21 protein-coding genes and 1 riboswitch are annotated in these 16,841 nt (G+C 72.2%); of the genes, 7 read left to right on the plus strand and 14 right to left on the minus strand.

Translation table 11 applies throughout. The features are described from left to right. Positions 1–59: 59 nt before the first annotated feature. On the plus strand, positions 60–761 hold the full coding sequence (locus tag DEI94_RS11150; protein ID WP_111027045.1) for a TetR/AcrR family transcriptional regulator: 702 nt from the start codon (positions 60–62) through the stop codon (positions 759–761). On the opposite strand, the gene DEI94_RS11155 is transcribed toward DEI94_RS11150, so the two are convergent. The 3 genes from DEI94_RS11155 to DEI94_RS11165 form a co-directional block, all read right to left on the minus strand. Further along, positions 751–1,365, minus strand: a complete 615-nt coding sequence (locus DEI94_RS11155) for a superoxide dismutase (protein ID WP_111027046.1) — start codon at positions 1,363–1,365, stop codon at positions 751–753. The two genes, DEI94_RS11150 and DEI94_RS11155, sit on opposite strands and share 11 nt — an antisense overlap. Next, positions 1,358–1,948: a flavin reductase family protein gene (locus DEI94_RS11160; RefSeq protein ID WP_111027047.1), complete on the minus strand. Its 591-nt coding sequence runs from the start codon at positions 1,946–1,948 to the stop codon at positions 1,358–1,360. The genes DEI94_RS11155 and DEI94_RS11160 overlap by 8 nt, the downstream gene beginning before the upstream one ends. A 195-nt stretch (positions 1,949–2,143) precedes the next feature. Further along, complete coding sequence (locus DEI94_RS11165; RefSeq protein ID WP_111027048.1) at positions 2,144–3,667, minus strand: MFS transporter; 1,524 nt, start codon at positions 3,665–3,667, stop codon at positions 2,144–2,146. Between the two features lie 138 nt (positions 3,668–3,805). On the opposite strand from DEI94_RS11165, the gene DEI94_RS11170 reads away from it, so the two are divergent. Next, positions 3,806–4,354, plus strand: coding sequence for a TetR/AcrR family transcriptional regulator (locus DEI94_RS11170; RefSeq protein ID WP_111027049.1), 549 nt, complete (start codon positions 3,806–3,808; stop codon positions 4,352–4,354). Positions 4,355–4,420: 66 nt separating this feature from the next. Next, complete coding sequence (locus DEI94_RS11175) at positions 4,421–4,591, plus strand: hypothetical protein (RefSeq protein ID WP_181434856.1); 171 nt, start codon at positions 4,421–4,423, stop codon at positions 4,589–4,591. Positions 4,592–4,758: 167 nt separating this feature from the next. On the opposite strand, the gene ribH is transcribed toward DEI94_RS11175, so the two are convergent. The 3 genes from ribH to DEI94_RS11190 are packed head-to-tail and all read right to left on the minus strand — an operon-like array spanning position 4,759 to position 6,523. Continuing rightward, a complete protein-coding gene (gene ribH, locus DEI94_RS11180) occupies positions 4,759–5,238 on the minus strand; it encodes a 6,7-dimethyl-8-ribityllumazine synthase (RefSeq protein ID WP_111009399.1) in 480 nt (159 codons plus the stop codon). Further along, the gene (gene ribB, locus DEI94_RS11185) at positions 5,235–5,909 is read right to left on the minus strand and encodes a 3,4-dihydroxy-2-butanone-4-phosphate synthase (protein WP_111027050.1); all 675 of its coding nucleotides are present in this window, start codon (positions 5,907–5,909) and stop codon (positions 5,235–5,237) included. The genes ribH and ribB overlap by 4 nt, the downstream gene beginning before the upstream one ends. Continuing rightward, the gene (locus DEI94_RS11190) at positions 5,906–6,523 is read right to left on the minus strand and encodes a riboflavin synthase (RefSeq protein ID WP_111009397.1); all 618 of its coding nucleotides are present in this window, start codon (positions 6,521–6,523) and stop codon (positions 5,906–5,908) included. The genes ribB and DEI94_RS11190 overlap by 4 nt, the downstream gene beginning before the upstream one ends. A gap of 72 nt (positions 6,524–6,595) precedes the next feature. Next, a riboswitch (FMN riboswitch) is annotated at positions 6,596–6,733 on the minus strand. Positions 6,734–6,839: 106 nt separating this feature from the next. On the opposite strand from DEI94_RS11190, the gene DEI94_RS11195 reads away from it, so the two are divergent. Beyond that, on the plus strand, positions 6,840–7,271 hold the full coding sequence (locus DEI94_RS11195) for a GNAT family N-acetyltransferase (protein ID WP_111027051.1): 432 nt from the start codon (positions 6,840–6,842) through the stop codon (positions 7,269–7,271). A gap of 7 nt (positions 7,272–7,278) precedes the next feature. Here DEI94_RS11195 and DEI94_RS11200 read toward each other — a convergent pair whose 3' ends face one another. From DEI94_RS11200 to DEI94_RS11210, 3 genes are all read right to left on the minus strand, one after another. Next, the gene (locus tag DEI94_RS11200) at positions 7,279–7,815 is read right to left on the minus strand and encodes an Lrp/AsnC family transcriptional regulator (protein WP_111009395.1); all 537 of its coding nucleotides are present in this window, start codon (positions 7,813–7,815) and stop codon (positions 7,279–7,281) included. A 75-nt stretch (positions 7,816–7,890) separates the two neighbouring features. Beyond that, positions 7,891–8,523 carry a hypothetical protein gene (locus DEI94_RS11205; protein ID WP_111027052.1) on the minus strand — a complete coding sequence of 211 codons (633 nt, stop codon included), beginning with the start codon at positions 8,521–8,523 and terminating at the stop codon, positions 7,891–7,893. A 38-nt stretch (positions 8,524–8,561) separates the two neighbouring features. Beyond that, complete coding sequence (locus tag DEI94_RS11210; RefSeq protein ID WP_111009393.1) at positions 8,562–8,942, minus strand: DUF5997 family protein; 381 nt, start codon at positions 8,940–8,942, stop codon at positions 8,562–8,564. Positions 8,943–8,985: 43 nt separating this feature from the next. Between DEI94_RS11210 and DEI94_RS11215 the strand changes: the two genes are divergently transcribed. Next, complete coding sequence (locus tag DEI94_RS11215) at positions 8,986–9,744, plus strand: LysR family transcriptional regulator substrate-binding protein (protein WP_181435324.1); 759 nt, start codon at positions 8,986–8,988, stop codon at positions 9,742–9,744. 4 nt (positions 9,745–9,748) lie between these two features. On the opposite strand, the gene DEI94_RS11220 is transcribed toward DEI94_RS11215, so the two are convergent. The 3 genes from DEI94_RS11220 to DEI94_RS11230 all read right to left on the minus strand — a co-directional run bounded on the left by DEI94_RS11220 (position 9,749) and on the right by DEI94_RS11230 (position 12,745). Then, entirely contained in the window at positions 9,749–10,486 is a 738-nt protein-coding gene (locus DEI94_RS11220) for a DNA-3-methyladenine glycosylase I (protein ID WP_181441833.1), read from the minus strand. A gap of 191 nt (positions 10,487–10,677) precedes the next feature. Next, the gene (locus tag DEI94_RS11225) at positions 10,678–11,037 is read right to left on the minus strand and encodes a hypothetical protein (RefSeq protein WP_220035630.1); all 360 of its coding nucleotides are present in this window, start codon (positions 11,035–11,037) and stop codon (positions 10,678–10,680) included. 28 nt (positions 11,038–11,065) lie between these two features. Then, entirely contained in the window at positions 11,066–12,745 is a 1,680-nt protein-coding gene (locus DEI94_RS11230) for a sodium:solute symporter family protein (RefSeq protein WP_111027053.1), read from the minus strand. A 237-nt stretch (positions 12,746–12,982) separates the two neighbouring features. Between DEI94_RS11230 and aroQ the strand changes: the two genes are divergently transcribed. Further along, entirely contained in the window at positions 12,983–13,423 is a 441-nt protein-coding gene (gene aroQ, locus DEI94_RS11235) for a type II 3-dehydroquinate dehydratase (protein ID WP_111009390.1), read from the plus strand. 441 nt (positions 13,424–13,864) lie between these two features. Here aroQ and DEI94_RS11240 read toward each other — a convergent pair whose 3' ends face one another. After that, positions 13,865–14,860 (minus strand): hypothetical protein, encoded by a 996-nt coding sequence (locus DEI94_RS11240; RefSeq protein ID WP_111027054.1) that lies wholly within the window; start codon positions 14,858–14,860, stop codon positions 13,865–13,867. Positions 14,861–15,495: 635 nt separating this feature from the next. Next, on the minus strand, positions 15,496–16,101 hold the full coding sequence (locus tag DEI94_RS11245) for an NAD(P)H-dependent oxidoreductase (RefSeq protein WP_111027055.1): 606 nt from the start codon (positions 16,099–16,101) through the stop codon (positions 15,496–15,498). Positions 16,102–16,318: 217 nt separating this feature from the next. On the opposite strand from DEI94_RS11245, the gene DEI94_RS11250 reads away from it, so the two are divergent. Continuing rightward, a complete protein-coding gene (locus DEI94_RS11250; RefSeq protein ID WP_111027056.1) occupies positions 16,319–16,807 on the plus strand; it encodes an MSMEG_6728 family protein in 489 nt (162 codons plus the stop codon). The last annotated feature ends 34 nt before the right edge of the window (positions 16,808–16,841 follow it).

The following is a 16,841-nucleotide window of genomic DNA, read 5'->3' on the forward strand; positions in this document are numbered from 1 at the left end:
ACCTCCGGTAGCATTCCACATGCCAGTCGACCTCGACGACACCGGAGGACAGGACCGCCGTGCCACGCAGACCCGATCCCAGCATCAAGCCCGCGATCGTCGAACGCGTCGCCGCGCATCTGCGGGCCACACCGATCGAGGCCGTCACGCTGCGCGGCGTGGGTCGGGCCCTCGGCACCAGCGCGTACCCGCTCGTGTACCACTTCGGATCCCGGGACGCCTTGGTGGACGCCGTGGTGGAGCACCTCGAGCGGACGTGCGACCACGTGGAGCTCGACTCCGCCGCGACGCCGACGGACCTCCGCGGCTGGTTCCGGGAGCAGTTCGGCAACCTCGGCGATCCCGATCGGTACTTGGCCGCGCGGTTGACGTTCGAGCTCGGCGCGACCGAGCCGCTCCGCGGCGGATGTCGGCACCGCCCGCGGCACGACCGCCAGGTCGCGTCCGTCGTCGCGTGGTGCCGGCATCACGACGTCACTGATCCCGAGCGACGGGGGCGCGAGGCCGTCCTGTACGCGCGGGGCGTGCAGTGGGGCGGTGTGCTCGACGGCGACCAGCAGGCGGCGGACCAGGCGCTGCACCGGATCGCACACACGTTGGCCCTCGCCGCCGGACGTGCCGATGCGGCGGTGGGGCCGATGGACACCGCGGGGCCGGACGCCGAGCACGACGAAGGCCGCCCCGAACGGGGCGGCCTCCGTGTCGAACCTGATCGCGATCGCGGCGTCGTGCCGGACCGCGACGGTCAGGTCAGAGCGTGACGAACGACTGCGCCCTGGCGTTGGCGAAGCGCGCGGCGACGTTCTCCCAGTCGACGATGTTCCACACGGCCTTGACGTAGTCCGCCTTGACGTTGAGGTAGTCGAGGTAGAACGCGTGCTCCCACATGTCGAGCATGAAGATCGGGACGAGCCCGAACGGGATGTTGCCCTGCTGGTCGAACAGCTGGAACGTCGTGAGCTGCTGCCCCACGATGTCCCAGGCGAGCACCGACCAGCCCGAGCCCTGGATGCCCGTGGCGACCGCGGAGAACTGGGCCTTGAACTGGTCGAACGAGCCGAAGAACTCGTCGATCGCCGCGGCGAGCTCACCCTCGGGCACCTTCGTGTCCGGGCCGAGGTTCGTCCAGAAGATCGAGTGGTTCACGTGGCCACCGAGGTTGAACGCGAGGTCCTTCTCGAGCTTGTTGACGTTCGCGAGGTTGCCCGACTCACGGGCCTCACCGAGCTGCTGCAGGGCGGTGTTCGCTCCCGCCACGTAGGTCGCGTGGTGCTTGTCGTGGTGGAGCTGCATGATCTTGCCGCTGATGTGCGGCTCGAGCGCGGCGTAGTCGTACGGCAGTTCCGGAAGGGTGTACTCAGCCATCGGATGTCCTTTCGTGTTGGGTTGGACGTGCGGGCCCCGCGGCCGGATGGACCAGCCGGGAACGATCGGTGAGGGAGTGGAACTCCCGGTTGTGGTAGACGAGCGGCTCACCCTGCTCGAGGCCGAGCACGATGTCGAGCACCTCGGCGACGACCACCGTCGAGCTGCCGATCGGCGTCGTCGAGAGCGGACGACACCGCAGGACCGATGCCGCCGCGGGCAGGTACCAGTCGCCGGAGGGCAGGCGCTCCCAGATGCCCGGCTCGTCGACGGACGGACTCCCCGTGGAGGCGAAGCGCCGGGCGAGCTCCACGCCGCCCGCGTGCATCAGGTGGACCACGAACAGCGGCGCACCGAGCACCGCACCCGCCGACCCGGAGTTCGTCGACAGCGAGAACACGAGGACGGGCGGGTCGACCGCCACCGACGCCACCGACGAGGCCGTGAGCCCGGTCGGACCGTCCGGTGTGTCCGCCGTGATGACCGCGACCCCGGCAGGGTGTCCGCGGAACGCCGCCTTGTAGGCGTCGGTCAGGTCACCCGGGGTGCCGGGCACGGACTGGGGGGCGTCGACCTGGGGCATCAGTCGGGGCTCGTTCTCTTCCTCTTCGGGCGCGACCCGTCAGGGCCACGTCCCAACGTAGGACTTCGAGCGCCGTTGAGGTCAAGATCCACAGCATTCGCGTGCGGTCGGGCGTGGCACGGGCGGCCGAGGCGTCCACCGGCGCGGCGGGCCCGACCGGCGCGGCGGGCCCGACCGGCGCGGCGGGCGCGAGGGTCAGCGGACGCGCCGGAGCGTGAACCACGCGCCGACCGCAGCTGCGACCATGAGCACCGCGGCGACGCCGGCGGTCGTCGTGACGCCCGAGTCGAACGCGGCGCGCGCCGATGCGAGCAGCTCAGCGCCCGCGTGGCCGCCGAGGGACCGCGCGGCGGCGACCGCCCCGCCGAGCGTCTGGCCGGCGGCGACGTGCTCGGTCGATGACAGCCCCGCCGGCACGACGACGTGCGCGCGGTACGCGGCGGCGAGCACGGTCCCGAGCACGGCCGTGCCGAGCACGGCGCCGATCTCGTAAGCCGTCTCCGACAGCGCCGACGCCGCACCCGACTTCGCGGCGGGCACCGTCGACACGATGAGGTCGTTCGTCACGGTCTCGGACGCGCCGATCCCGACGCCCAGGAGCACGTACGCCACGGCGAGCGCCCGGATGTCCGCACCGTGTCCGAGCGCGGCGACCAGGGCGTACGCGGCGGCCGAGGACAGCAGCGACACCGCGACCACCCATCGCGGAGCGATCCGGGCGACGACCGGGACGACCACGAGCCCGGCGACGACCGACAACACCGTGCCCGGCAGCAGGACGAGTCCGGCGGTGAACGGGTCGAGCCCGGCGACGAGCTGCAGGTGCTGCGAGATGAAGTACAGGAACCCCGTGAGCGAGAACATCGCCGTCATGTTCGTGACGATGCTGCCCGTGAACGGCACGCTGCGGAACAGCCGGACGTCGAGCATCGGCACACGTGCGGTGAGCTGGCGCCGGACGAAGGCGACGCCGCAGACGACCCCGACCGCGAGTGCGGCGAGCGCGGCACCGCGGGTGTCCGGATCGGCCAGCGACTTGATCGCCCACGCCGTCGGGGCGAGCGCCGCGAGCGACAACGCCATGCTCACGAAGTCCACGGGACCCGGAGCGGGATCACGGGACTCGGGCACGAGGAACGGCGCGGTGAGGAGCAGCAGGACGAGGATCGGCACGGCGAGGAGGAACACGCTCCCCCAGCCGAAGTGCGCGAGGAGGACGCCACCGACCAGGGGCCCGAGCGCGCCGCCTGCGGAGAACGTGCAGGACCACACCGCCAGCGCGAGGCGTCGCTCTGCACGGTCCTCGAACACGTTGCGGATGAGCGACAGCGTCGACGGCATGAGCATCGCGCCGAAGACGCCCATCGCGACCCGGGCGGCGACGAGCATCCAGGCATCGGTCGCGAACGCGGCGGCGACCGAGAACGCGGCGAAGCCCGTCGCGCCGACGAAGAGCAGGCGGCGGCGCCCCCACCGATCGCCGAGGCTGCCCATGACGACGAGGAGCCCAGCCAGGACGAGGGGGTACGCGTCGACCACCCAGAGCAGCGTGGTGGCGGCGGGGTGGAGGTCGGCGGAGATCGCCGGGAGCGCGAAGCTCAGCACGGTGTTGTCGACCGCGATGAGGAGCACGGGGAGCATGAGGACCGCGAGGGCGGCGAACCGTCGGGTGCGTGTCGACGCGGACGGACGGCGGACGGGGGCGAGGAGCAGGGACATCGGTGGTGCTTCCGGGACGGCGGTGGTGCTGCGCAGGCGACGGCACGCGTCGCGGCGAGGTTGACCGATCTACTGTACCGACCGGACGGTACACACTGCAAACGCTGGCTCCCGCACCGCGCTCCCTAGACTGAGGAGATGACCAGCGCGCGGGACCGCATCCTCGACAGCTTCGTCGGCATCGTGTGCGACGACGGCGAGCGCGTCGCCACGCTCGATGCCGTCGCGGCCCGCGCTGGGGTGTCGAAGGGCGGATTGCTCTACCACTTCGGGTCCAAGGCGGCGCTCGTCGCGGGCCTGTGCGAGCGGCTCTCGGACCTCGGGGTCGCCGACGTGGAGCGGATGCGGGCGGCGACGGACGGCCCGGCGCGGTACTTCGTCAGCAACTGCGAGTTCGTCGGCAGCGAGCTCGACCTCGCACTCCTCGCCGCGTCACGGCTGCAGCAGGCCGGCTACGAGGAGGCCGGTCGCACCCTCGACGAGGTCGAAGGTGCCTGGCTCGCGGCGCTCGTCGACCACCTCGGCGACGTCCCCACGGCGCAGGCGATCAAGCTCATGGGCGACGGCCTGTACCACGCCGCGGCGCTCGGCGCGGTCGCGGGCGGGCGCTCCCGTGCCGAGGGTGTCGTGATGGAGGACATCCTCGGCGTCGTCGACCGACTCGTCGCCACCCGCCCCGACGCCTGAACGACCGCGGCCGTCACCGGGGACTAGACTGGGCGTCGTTCAACCGCTCGTCACCGGAGGTACCTCGTGGGCCGCGTCTTCCTCGCCCTGTTCTCGATCGCACTGTTGGTCGTCGCGATCTACCTGTTCGGTGTCGCGTTCCAGGTCTCCAGTGGGCAGGGCTTCATCTTCTTCGGCGGCATCCTCCTGATGTGCCTGTCGTTCGGACTGCCGATCCACGCCTTCTCCAAGCGCTAGCGTTCCTCGACGGAACGGAACGGCCCCGCATCCCATCGGATGCGGGGCCGTTCGCCGTCCCGGCGGCATCGTCGAGCGCGTGCGGGGCCGTTCGCCGTCCCGGCGACAGTGTCGAGCGCGTGCGGGGCCGTTCGCCGTCCCGGCGACAGCGGCCGGTCGCGGGTCGGTCAGGCGCGACGGTGGAGACCGCGCAGCGCCACGGCCGTCGAGACCGCCGCGTGCAGCGCCTCGGCACCCTTGTCCTCCTTCGAGCCGGGCAACCCGGCACGGTCCAGCCCCTGCTGCTCGTCGTCGAGGGTGAGCACCCCGAAGCCGACGGGCTTGCCCGTGTCGAGCGCGACCCGGACCAGGCCGCTCGTCGCCGCGTCCGACACGTACTCGAAGTGCGGTGTGCCGCCACGGATCACGACGCCGAGGGCGACCGCCGCGTCCGCCCCGGCCACGAGCGCGGCCTTCGCCACGACCGGCAGCTCGAAACTGCCGGGGACGTGGATCACCTCGGTGCTCGCCCCGAGCCGCTCGGCCTCACGCAGGGCGCCCTGGAGGAGCCCCCCGGCGATCGTCTCGTGCCAGCGCCCGGCGACGATCGCCACGTGGACACCCGTTCCGTCGACCTCGTCACGCTCGGCCGCTCCTGCTCCGCTCATCCGTCCTGTCCTCTCCGGGACCGTCCGGCCCCGTCCCGCGCCGCCAGCCACGCGCTGAGCTCGGCGATCGTGATGACCGGGACGCCTTCGCGCGCCCCGAGTTCCAGCAGCGCCGGCAGGCGCATCATCGCGCCGTCGTCGCCGACGATCTCGCAGATCGCTGCGGCAGCGCGGAGGCCGGCCGCCGTCACGAGGTCGATCGCCGCCTCGGTGTGCCCCGGGCGCTCGCGGACGCCGCCGGGACGTGCCCGGAGCGGGACGACGTGACCCGGTCGGTGCAGGTCCCCGCGCTGCGATCGCGGATCGGCGAGCACGCGGAGGGTCCGTGCACGATCGGTCGCCGAGATGCCGGTCGTGATCCCCGCGGCGGCGTCGACCGTCACCGTGTAGGCGGTGCCGCGGACGTCCTCGCTCCGCTCGACCATCGGCGGCAGGTCGAGGGCGTCGGCGATCGCGGCGCTCACCGGCGCGCAGATGAACCCGGACGAGTGCCGGACCGTCCACGCGATCCACTCCGGTGTCGCGAGTTCCGCGGCGAGGACGACGTCGCCCTCGTTCTCACGCTGCTCGTCGTCCGCCACGATGACCGGGCGGCCGGCGATGAGCGACCGGAGGGCCTCCTCGACCGACGCGAGCCCCGCCGGCGGTGCGTCGGCGCCGGTGGCGGTCATCGTGCCTCCAGGCGGAGCATGCGGCGGACGTGCCGGGCGAGCACGTCCGTCTCGACGTTCACACGGTCGCCGGTGCGCAGGGCGCCGAGCGTCGTGGCGGCGAGGGTCTCCGGGATGAGCGAGACCTCGAACCACGCTGCGTCCGGGGCGACGGCCTCGTCCGACACGGCGCTGACGGTCAGGCTGACGCCGTCGAGGGCGACGGACCCCTTGTCGACGACGAGGGGCGCCAGTCCCGGGGTCAGGGCGAAGCGGACCCGTCGCCAGCCGTCGCCGTCCTCGGTGGCGAGCACGGTGGCCGTCCCGTCGACGTGCCCCTGCACGATGTGACCGCCGAGTCGGTCGCCGACGCGCGCCGCCCGCTCCAGGTTCACGCGGTCACCGGCCCGCAGGCCGCCGTGCACGCTCATGTCGAGCGTCTGCCGCATGACGAACGCCGTGAACGACGACGCGTCGTGTTCCACGACGGTCAGGCAGACGCCGCTCACCGCGATCGAGTCGCCGTGCCGGACGCCCTCGACCGCGACGGGGCCGGTGACGGTGAGCGCGATGGAGTCCCCGCGGTCCTCCACGCGGTCGACGTGGCCGAGTTCCTCGATGATGCCCGTGAACACTGGTGTCCTGTCTGTCGGGACTCCGGAGGGTTCCACGGGAGGACGCCACGGACGGCCCACGACGGTGGACCGCCCAGCGCTTCCTCCCGTCCGGACTCTCACCGTCGGTCCCGGAGTTCCACCGGGTCGACCACGGTCGGACATCGGTCCGCCCGCAGCTCGTGGACTGTCACCACCGGTTCGGAATTGCACCGACCCCGGAGCGCTGTACGTGGACGGAACATTACCGCACCGGCCCCGCCCGTAGAGTGGACGACGGCCGCCACCCGGAGCGGCCGGTTCGCATCGCCCCACGACGGGCGGCAGGAAGGACACCGTGGCCTCGATCTTCAGCGCCCCGACCCGCAACCTCGACGTCGTCACGCTCCACGAGATCCTGCGGCTACGGCAGGACGTGTTCGTCGTCGAGCAGGAGTGCGCCTACCCGGACATCGACGGCCGCGACCTCGAGCCGGGGACCGTGCAGTGGTGGAGCGGCAACGGATCGGTCGACGCCACGCTCCGGGTGCTCCACGAGCCGGACGGCACCGAGCGCATCGGCCGGGTCGCCACCGCCCGCGGTGCGCGGGGCACGGGGCTCGCGTCGGAGCTCATCCGCGCCGCGATCGACTCGTGCCGCAGCGGCAGCATCGCCATCGACGCACAGTCCCACCTGCGCGACTGGTACGCCCGGTTCGGCTTCGTGCAGACCGGTGACGAGTTCATCGAGGACGGCATCCCTCACGTCCCGATGACGCTGACGCGCTGACGCGTCGCTACGCCTGCCAGCGCCGGAGTTCCCCGAACGAGCGCGCCTGCCGGGGCCGCTCGGCGACGAGCCGCTCGAACACGATGTTCGTCTGCGTCGTCGCGACGGACGGGTCGCCGCTCAGCTCGTCGGCCACGAAGTCCCGCAGCTGCTCGGTCGAGGTGCACGCGATGTGCACGAGGAAGTCCTTGTCGCCGGCGAGGAACGACACGTCGAGCACGACCGGGATCGCGAGCAGTCGTTTGGCGAACTCCCGGAGTTCTCGACGTGCCGCGGCGTGGACCCGCACGGAGACCATCGCCTCGATCGCGAACCCGAGGCGTGCGATGTCGACGTCGGCGCGGTACCCGCGGATGATGCCCGCCTGCTCCAGAGCCCGGACCCGGGTCAGGCAGGTGGACGGAGCGACGCCGACCTCGGCCGCCAACCGGTTGTTGGGGATCCGAGCGTCGGACGCCAGGACCCACAGGATGCGCTCGTCGACCTCGTCGAGGCGGACGGACCAGCTGTCGGCGCGGGTGGCCGGAGTCGAACGATCGAGCACGGGCGGGCCTCCTGGTCGAACCATCCGTCGATGGTGTCCCTGATCGTCGCACGACGGGGCAGCCGGCACCACCCGTCACATCATGAGCGTCATGCCGACGACCGCGACCGTCATCGCGAAGACCTCGCCGCTCCGCACCGCACGGCGGTCCTCCCGGCCCCACTCGTACCGCAGCAGCCACCCGCTGAACGCGCAGTACCCCACGACACCCGCACCGAGCACCGCCGTGAGGACGAGCGTGTGCGCCATCGGATCGGCCGACGCGGCACCCAGCACCGCCGACGCGGTCGAGCCGTACCCCGCCCCGCTCGTCGTGACGCCGCTCGCGCCGCTCGATCCGGCACCGCTCATCGCACCGCTCATGGCACCGAGCAGCAGCATCCCCGCCATGACGACCGCGGAGAGCGCCCGGTGCACGTCCATCGGGTCCGCGCGCCGGGCCTCCCGGCCGTCCTCGGCCCGTCCTGGCGCGTTGGCCGCCCGAGCGCGCGACCCGATGACCGGGAGGGGCGCCACGAGCAACAACGCCGCCCCGGCCACGAGGGACCAGCCGGTCCCCACCCCGAACGCCGGGAGCAGCATGGCCACGAGCATCACCAACGCCGGTACGACCACCGCCGGCCGGGGCCGGTACCGGTCGCCGACGACGCAGCAGACCGACGCGAACTGCGGCACCACGAGCATGGCGGTCGCGATCGGGTCGTGCACCGGGAGGCCTCAGCGGCTCGGCAGTCGGGGGTGCGGGGTCAGCGCGTCGCGGCCCGTGCGGCTCGCTGCTCCTTGACGCGGGTGTTCTCGGCGCGCACCGCGGCCTGCGTCGCACGCTCGCGGACGAGCCACTCGGGCATCTCCTGCAGGAGCGCCTTGATCTCGGCCGTCGTCAGCGCGTCGTCGACACCCGCGCGCGCGAGTCCCGAGACCGACACGCCGAGCTTCGCGGCGACGACCGGCCGGGGGTGCGGACCCTCGCGCCGGAGCTCCGCGAGCCACTCCGGCGGCTCGGCCTGCAGCGCCTCGAACGTGGAGCGCGACACCGGCGCCGAGCGGAACGACTCGGGCGCCGCGGACACCAGGATGCCGAGCTTCTTCGCGGCCGTCTCCGGCTTCATCGTCTGTTCCTGCGCCATGCCCACCAGGGTACGGGACCCGCCCCGGTCCTATGCTCGACGCATGCCCGGAACCCTCACCGTCGCGTTCGTCCCGGGCGTCTCCCCCGCACGGTGGGCACGGGTGTGGCGGGAGCGGATGCCGGACGTCGAACTCGTGCTCCGCGCGGTCGGCGCCGACGAGGTCGACCGGGCGCTCGACGGCGACGCCGACATGTGCTTCGCCCGGCTCCCCGTGACCGAGGGGCTGCGCGCGATCCCGCTGTGGACGGAGACGCCGGTCGTCGCCGCTCCGAAGGACTCCGAGTTCGCCGAGGTCGACAGCGTCACCGAGCGCGACCTCGTCGGGATGACCCTGCTCGGCGGCGGCCCGGTTCCGGACGACCTCGACGGCACGCTCGATCTCGTCGCCGCGGGCGTCGGACTCGCTGTGCTGCCCCAGTCCCTGTTCCGTGCGGCGAGCCGCCGCGACCTCGTCGCCCGTCCGCTCGTCGACGTCGAGGGGACGCGCGTCGCGCTCGTCTGGCGCGACGCGGACGCCTCGCCGGTGACGGACGAGTTCATCGGCATCGTCCGAGGGCGCACCGCGAACAGCTCCCGCGGGCGGGACGCCGCGGACGTGCGTGACGCGGACGGCACGGACGGCCGGCAGACCCGCGGTCGCGTCAGCAGCGACGGCCGGGAGGCCCGCGGTCGCCCCGGTGCCGACGGCCGGGAGGCGCGGCGCGGCTCCGGCAACGAGTCCAACGGCCGCCCCGGCACGGCCGGCGGCCGCGGCCGGACCGCCCGCCCGACACGCGGACGTCCGAGACGAGGGCGCTGAACGGTCAGGCCGGCCAGACACCGGAGCTGCCGCGACGGTGGCTGCCCACGAGGTGGGTGTCGACGACCCCGACGGCCTCCATGAGCGCGAACATCGTCGTGGGACCGACGAACGCGAAGCCCCGCTTCCGCAGGGCCTTCGCGAGCGCGACCGACTCCGGGCTCGTGGTCGGGACCTCGGCGACGCTCCGGGGCGCGGGTGTCGTCTCGGGCCGGAAGGACCAGACGAACTCGGCCAGGCCGCCCTCGTCGCGGAGGGCGATCGTCGCGTTCGCGTTCGTGATCGTCGCGAGCACCTTCGCGCGGTTCCGGACGATGCCCACGTCGGCCATGCAGCGGGCGACGTCGGCCTCGCCGAAGGACGCCACGACGTCCGGGTCGAAATCGGCGAATGCACGTCGGAACGCCGGTCGCTTCGCCAGGACCGTGCGCCAGCTCAGGCCGGACTGGAACGCCTCGAGGCTCAACCGTTCGTAGAGGCCGCGCTCGTCCCGGACGGGCATCCCCCACTCGGTGTCGTAGTACTCGCGCAGCAGCGGATCGGTCGCCGCCCATCGGGGGCGTGCACGGCCGTCCTGGCCGCGGACGAGGTCGGGAACGGCGCTCCGCGCATCGGGCACCGGATGAGCAGGCACCGGATCAGCAGGCGGATCGGCAGGCACCGGATCGGCAGGCGTCGGATCGGCGGGCACGGGCACGGGCACGGGCACGGGCACGGGGTCGGCGGGCGTCGGGTCGGTCATGTGCCGATCCTCCCGGCCCCCACCGACAGGTGCCCGGCGCCGACCGGGGGCTGGCCCTCGGCAGCGGAGGACGCGAGGAGCGGGTCGGTGCGGCGCGTGGCGGTTCCGCGCCGCGCCTCCCGGCCGGGACACGACGGACGGGAGGGCCGTACCGGTGCCGGTACGACCCTCCCGTCGGGCCTGTGCGCGCGTCAGGCCAGCTCGTGGCCCTCGCCCGCGGCCTTCTCGACGTCCTCGCGCTCGAGGTTGCCGACGATGTCCTCCTCGGGCACCGGCGCCAGCCGGTCCCACAGGAAGAAGAGCAGCCCGAGGACGAGCATCGAGATGCCCGTCCACAGGTTGATCTGGATGCCGCCGGTCTTCTGACCGTCGGTCGCGTGGTGCGCGATGCCCGTCAGCGTGACGATGATCCCGTACAGGACGAACAGGCCCCCGAGGATGCGGCGCAGGTCGAACCGACGGGTGGACGTGACGTACTCGCGCTTCTCGGCGTCCGTCATCGGAGCGCCCTCGCCGCCGGGAGCGGTGCCCGGCTTGTTGGTCTCACTCATGGTGATCTCCTTGTCGAATCAGGACGGTCTACAGGAACGGCAGGTACAGGAGCACGCACAGGACGAGCGCAGCCGTCCCGAGCAGTGCCGGCGACCGGTACCAGGCGGTGTCCGTCGCGACCGAGTCGCCGTGCAGGTCGATCTTGCCGATGCCGTACACCAGCCCACCGAGCTCACGCTCGTCCCGCGGCTTCGTGAACATGCTGATGAGGAACCCGAACACGAGCACCGTGACGAACGAGATGATCGCGCCGTAGAGGGTCTCGGCGGTGCCCGTCGCGAAGAGCTTCGGGTTGACGAGGTAGGCGATCCACGTGACGGTCGGCGCGATGATGCCCGCGATGTACGACCACAGCGCCGCCGAGGTCGTCATGCGCTTCCACAGCAGGCCGAGGATGAACACGGCGAACAGCGGCGCGTTGAAGAACGAGAACAGCGTCTGCATGTACGTCATGATGTTCTGCGCCTGCGCGGCCAGGAACGCCGTCGCGATGCCGATGAGCACACCGACGATCGTCACCCAGCGCCCGGTCTTGAGGTAGTGCACGTCCGGCATGTTCGGCTTGATGTAGCGCTGCCAGATGTCGTAGGTGAAGACCGTGTTGAAGCTCGACACGTTCGCCGCCATGCCGGCCATGAAGCTCGCGAGCAGCCCGGTCACCGCGACGCCGAGCACGCCCGTCGGCAGGTACATCTGGATGAGCTTCGGGATCGCGTCGTTGTAGCTCAGTCCGGAGTGGTGCGCACCGGCGAGCTGGTTCCCGAGCGTCGCCGCGGCGATCAGACCCGGGATGACGACGATGAACGGGATGAACAGCTTCGGGAACGCCGCGATGAGCGGGGTCCGACGGGCGGCCGACATGTTCTTCGCCGAGAACGCGCGCTGCACCTCGGTGAAGTTCGTGGTCCAGTACCCGAAGCTCAGCACGAAGCCGAGGCCGAGCACGATGGCGAGCCAGTTCGCCCCGATCGGGTTCGTCGTGTGCCCGATCGCCGTGCCCGCCCAGGTGGACAGGTGCCGCGCGCCGTCGGTGTGCTCGACCGCTTTGGTGAGCCCGGACCAGCCACCGACACGGTGCAGGCCCACGATCGTCAGCGGGATGAGCCCGGCGATGATCACGAAGAACTGCATGACCTCGTTGTAGATCGCGCTCGAGAGCCCGCCGAGGGTGATGTACACGAGCACGAAGCCCGCGCTGACGATGATCGCGAGCCACTCGGGCCAGCCGAGCATCGCCTCGATGACGATCGCCATCGCGTAGAGGTTGATGCCCGCGATGAGGACGTTCGACACCGCGAACGCCAGGGCGTTGACGAGGTGCGGGGCCTTGCCGAACCGGCGGAGCATGAACTCCGGCACCGATCGCACCTTCGAGCCGTAGTAGAAGGGCATCATCACGAGGCCGAGGAACACCATCGCCGGCACCGCGCCGATGAGGTAGTAGTGCAGGGTCGCCATGCCGATCTGCGCGCCGTTCGCGGCCATGCCGAGGATCTCGGTGGCACCGAGGTTCGCGGAGACGAACGCCAGACCGGTGATCCAGGCGGGCATCGACCGGCCCGACAGGAAGAAGTCCATGCTCGTCCGGACCCGGCGACGGGCCGTGAAACCGATGCCGATGACCACCGCGAAGTACACGATGATCATCACGTAGTCGACCCAACTCAGATCGAGTTGGATCCCGTTCTGTCCTGCAGCGAGAACCATGTCAACTCCTCGTCGAAGTGCTTGCGGGGCGGGGCCCGGGGACGGGCTCGGGAGACGCACTCGATCGTGTCGGCGTGCCTCCGTGTGGGGGCGGGAGCGGCTCGGAGCCGATCCGACCAGGAACGTTACACCTCAGGGAACCGGGTGGAACTTCTCCGCCGACTCTCGGTTTCGTCGCGTGTGACCGTTCACATCCGGTGAGGCGCACAGGATGGGCTCGGTCGTTATCCTCGGAGGATGCCCGCGCCCCGCATCCTGGTCCTCAACGGTCCGAACCTCGACATCCTGGGACGCCGTGATCCCGCGCAGTACGGCACGGTCACGCTGCAGGAGCTCGAGGACCTGGTGCGGACGACCGCGGAGCCGCTCGGACTCGAGGTCGCCTTCCGACAGAGCAACCACGAGGGCGAGCTCGTCACGTGGCTCCACGAGGCGCTCGACGACCACGCCGGCGTCGTCATCAACCCCGCTGCCTACGCCCACACGTCGGTCGCGCTGCACGACGCGGTCGAGGCCCTGACGGTGCCCGTCGTCGAGGTCCACCTGTCGAACGTCTTCAAGCGCGAGCCGTTCCGCCACGTCGACCACGTCGCGACCGCGGCCACCGCCGTGATCGAGGGCGCCGGGGCCGACGGCTACCGGCTGGCGGTGCTCCACCTGGCGACCCTGCTCGGCTGATCACGTCGGGACCGCGCGCGCTGCCGGTCGACAACGCAGGAAACCGCCGCTGGGAGGGACGGCGCAAGCCCGCACCGCGCCTCCCGTCCTGCGTTCTCATCCGAGCCGCGGCAGGCGGCAGGCGGCAGGACCGACCCGCGTCGACACCGCAGGAACCCGCAGCCAGGAGGCACGGGACACGCCCGCACCGCGCCTCCCGTCCTGAGTTGTCGCCCCCGAGTCGCGGCGGGACGCGCGCGCGGGCGGTCGACACCGCAGGAACCCGCAGCCAGGAGGGGCGGGGCGCGGCCGCACCGCGCCTCCCGTCCTGAGTTGTCGCCCCCGAGTCGCGGCGGGACGCGCGCGCGGGCGGTCGACACCGCAGGAACCCGCAGGCAGGAGGCACGGGGCACGCCCGCACCGCGCCTCCCGGCCGTCGGCCGTCCGCGGTCGGCCGCCGACCTACGTCGCGGGGTCCATGGCGAACGGGGCGCTCGTCATCGTGTCGTCGGCCGTGTCGCGGTCGGCGTCGTCGGAGACGCCGGTCGCGATCGACACCACGACGCTGTTGTACGCGAACCGCTCGACACCGACCGGCCGGACGTCGAGGGCGACGGTGAAGCCGAACGCGGCCCCGGCGGGGATCGGGACGGCCACGACGAAGTCCTCCGCGAATCCCTCCTCCGGGGACACGGGACGTGGGGTGACGGTCGCGGCGCTCATCCCCAGCGCGGTGGCCGTCGCGCTGAAGGCGACGATGCGAGCCGCCGAGACCAAGGCGCCACCGGCGGGCAGCACGTCCGGCACGACCACCCGGACGACCGCGCCGGCGGGGGCGTCCGGTCCCGTGTTGCTGAAGGCCGTCGTCACGGAGTACGTCCTCCCGCTCTGCCAGAGCCACTGCTGGTGCTCGTCCAGGTACTCGAGCGGCCGCTCGACGAACGGCTGCCAGCCGCTCCCGGCAGCGTTCCCCACGTCGGTCACCGCGAGGTCCAGCACCGGCGTGGTCGTCACCTGCGCCACCGCGGGCGGCAGTCCCGCGACCGACGCGGTGAGCACGATGACCCCGGGGTCGAGCGATGCGACGAGGCCGGTCGCGGTGGCCTGGCCCGCCGCGTCCGTCACCGCCGTCGCCGTGGTGGTCCCCGGCGTGCCGAAGAACGCCGGTCCGGACACGCTGAAGACGACGGTCTCCCCTGGCGACGGGGTTCCGCTCCCGGAGAGCACCGTCAACGTCGCGTCGGACAGCGCGCCGCCCGCGGGGCGCACCGATGCGCCGGTGAAGGCGAGGGTCGCAGTCGCTTCCGCACTCGCGGCAGCCGCCGGGGTCGCCACCACCACGCCGAGCGCAGGGACGGTCCACGCAGCCGCCGCGACCACCGCCCGCCGCGGTAACGAGGACGGCGGAACCAGCGCCTCCCGTCCGGTGCCGTCGTCGTCCGTGCTGCCCTGTCCCACCGTGGCGTCCCTCCTGCGGGCCGCGACCGACCCGACGACCGGACCATAGGCTCGCCAACCGTCCTGGCGGCGCTTCGGGACCCCCGTTCCACCACCGACGTCACCCCATGCCTCGAGGGAGGTCACCCGCAGGCCCGTCGACAACGCAGGAAACCGCCGCCGGGAGGCACCGCACCGGCCTGCACCGCACCTCCCGTTCCTGCATTGCCGACCGCACCAGCCACAGGAACGGCCCACGTCGACAACGCAGGAAACCGCCGCCGGGAGGGACCGCACCCGCCCACACCGCACCTCCCGTCCTGAATCACCGACCGCACCAGCCACAGGAACGGCCTACGTCGACAACGCAGGAACCCGCCGCCGGGAGGGACCGCACCCGCCCGCACCGCACCTCCCGTTCCTGAATCACCGACACCAGCCACAGGACCGGCCCACGTCGACAACGCAGGAACCCGCCGCCGGGAGGGACCGCACCCGCCCGCACCGCACCTCCCGTTCCTGAATTGCCGACCACACCGGGCCCGGCGGCCGCGGCCGGCAGCGACCGCGCCGCCGCCAGCGGGCCCGATGGGCTGGGTCGACGCGACGCGTCGGAAGGCTGCGCAGCAGAACGCCGCCCAGCGGAACGCGGCGCGTCAGAACTCGGCGGGCCGCCGCACGTCCGCTCCGGCGAGCGCACCGAGGCGCCCGCTGCGGACGATCGGGAGCGCCCGCTGCACGGCCTGGTCGATGCGCAACTCGAGCTCGACGCTGCGCAGCTCGTACGACCCCTCGTGCTTGACGAAGTCCCGCTCGTTCCCGAACACCCCGATCGGCAGCGTCGTCGACTGGAAGAACCCGAACAACGGCCGCATCTGGTGCTCCACGAGCAGCGCGTGCCGATCGCTGCCGCCGGTGGCCGTGAGCAGCACCGGGGTGTCGACGAGCTCGTACTGCCCGACCCAGTCGAAGAACAGTTTGAACGCTCCCGAGTACGCCGCTCGGAAGGCCGGGCTCCCGACGACGAGGACGTCGGCGGTCTCGACCGCCTCCAACGCAGCTCGTGTCGCCGCTGCCATGCTGTCGCGGGTGGGCGCGGCGCCGAGGTCGGCGAGCACGGGTCCGATCTCGACGACCGTGGTGCGGGCGTCCTCGAACTCGGCGGCGAACCGGTCCACGGTCGCGCGCACGAGCGTCGACGTCCGGGACGGGTCCGAGGGACTCCCGCTCACGCCGACGATCCGGGGGCTGCTGCTCGTCATGCGCCGATGCTCACACGCCCGGCCATGGACGAGCCGCGATGTGACGACATGTGTCGAGGAACGGTGACCGGCACGGCGCCGGATCGGACCGCCGCCAGCCCGATCGCGACAGGCGGTCCGGCCCCACTCCCGGTCCCCACCGACCGCTCGCGCGTAGCGTCGGTCGCGGTTCGGCGCGCCCCGGACCGCACCCACGACCGGGAGGCACGACCGCGGCATGCAGACCTTCCTGCCCTATCCGGACTTCCGTGCCTCGGCGGAGTCGCTCGACGACAAACGCCTCGGGAAGCAGCGCGTGGAGACCCTGCAGGTGATGCGGGCGTTGACGTTGCCCGGGTACGGCTGGCAGCACCACCCGGTGGTCGCGATGTGGCGGGGTTTCCGACCAGCGCTCATGGCCTACCAGGACGCGACGTGCACGGTCTGGCTCGAACGGGGCTACACCGACACGTGCCTCGGCAAGACGCTGATCGACCTCGGCCGGGTCGAGGAGGACCTGGAGGCGTACGAGCACGGCGACGTGACCATGCCGCCGTGGTTCGGGGACGAGGCCGTCCACCGATCGCACCGCTCGAAGCTCGTGCAGAAGGCGCCGGAGTTCTACCGGGAGCGGTTCCCGGACGTGCCGGACGACCTGCCGTACACGTGGCCGGGCGAGACGGTCCGCGCGGAGGCGGCGCACACGCCCGAGGCCGATCTCGACTGACGCCGCTCCGCGGGCGGAGTACGCGCGGTCCGAC

Origin of the sequence: Curtobacterium sp. MCBD17_040, from assembly GCF_003234805.2 — a bacterium.
Taxonomy (GTDB): Bacteria; Actinomycetota; Actinomycetes; order Actinomycetales; family Microbacteriaceae; genus Curtobacterium.

What these genes read in the sequence shown, in the direction of transcription:
- DEI94_RS11155 (WP_111027046.1), bottom strand. Translation starts at nt 1,365, where the DNA reads ATGGCTGAGTACACCCTTCCGGAACTGCCGTACGACTACGCCGCGCTC.
- DEI94_RS11160 (WP_111027047.1), bottom strand. Translation starts at nt 1,948, where the DNA reads ATGCCCCAGGTCGACGCCCCCCAGTCCGTGCCCGGCACCCCGGGTGAC.
- DEI94_RS11165 (WP_111027048.1), bottom strand. Translation starts at nt 3,667, where the DNA reads ATGTCCCTGCTCCTCGCCCCCGTCCGCCGTCCGTCCGCGTCGACACGC.
- DEI94_RS11170 (WP_111027049.1), top strand. Translation starts at nt 3,806, where the DNA reads ATGACCAGCGCGCGGGACCGCATCCTCGACAGCTTCGTCGGCATCGTG.
- ribH (WP_111009399.1), bottom strand. Translation starts at nt 5,238, where the DNA reads ATGAGCGGAGCAGGAGCGGCCGAGCGTGACGAGGTCGACGGAACGGGT.
- ribB (WP_111027050.1), bottom strand. Translation starts at nt 5,909, where the DNA reads ATGACCGCCACCGGCGCCGACGCACCGCCGGCGGGGCTCGCGTCGGTC.
- DEI94_RS11210 (WP_111009393.1), bottom strand. Translation starts at nt 8,942, where the DNA reads ATGGCGCAGGAACAGACGATGAAGCCGGAGACGGCCGCGAAGAAGCTC.
- DEI94_RS11215 (WP_181435324.1), top strand. Translation starts at nt 8,986, where the DNA reads ATGCCCGGAACCCTCACCGTCGCGTTCGTCCCGGGCGTCTCCCCCGCA.
- DEI94_RS11220 (WP_181441833.1), bottom strand. Translation starts at nt 10,486, where the DNA reads ATGACCGACCCGACGCCCGCCGACCCCGTGCCCGTGCCCGTGCCCGTG.
- DEI94_RS11225 (WP_220035630.1), bottom strand. Translation starts at nt 11,037, where the DNA reads ATGAGTGAGACCAACAAGCCGGGCACCGCTCCCGGCGGCGAGGGCGCT.
- DEI94_RS11230 (WP_111027053.1), bottom strand. Translation starts at nt 12,745, where the DNA reads ATGGTTCTCGCTGCAGGACAGAACGGGATCCAACTCGATCTGAGTTGG.
- aroQ (WP_111009390.1), top strand. Translation starts at nt 12,983, where the DNA reads ATGCCCGCGCCCCGCATCCTGGTCCTCAACGGTCCGAACCTCGACATC.
- DEI94_RS11245 (WP_111027055.1), bottom strand. Translation starts at nt 16,101, where the DNA reads ATGACGAGCAGCAGCCCCCGGATCGTCGGCGTGAGCGGGAGTCCCTCG.
- DEI94_RS11250 (WP_111027056.1), top strand. Translation starts at nt 16,319, where the DNA reads ATGCAGACCTTCCTGCCCTATCCGGACTTCCGTGCCTCGGCGGAGTCG.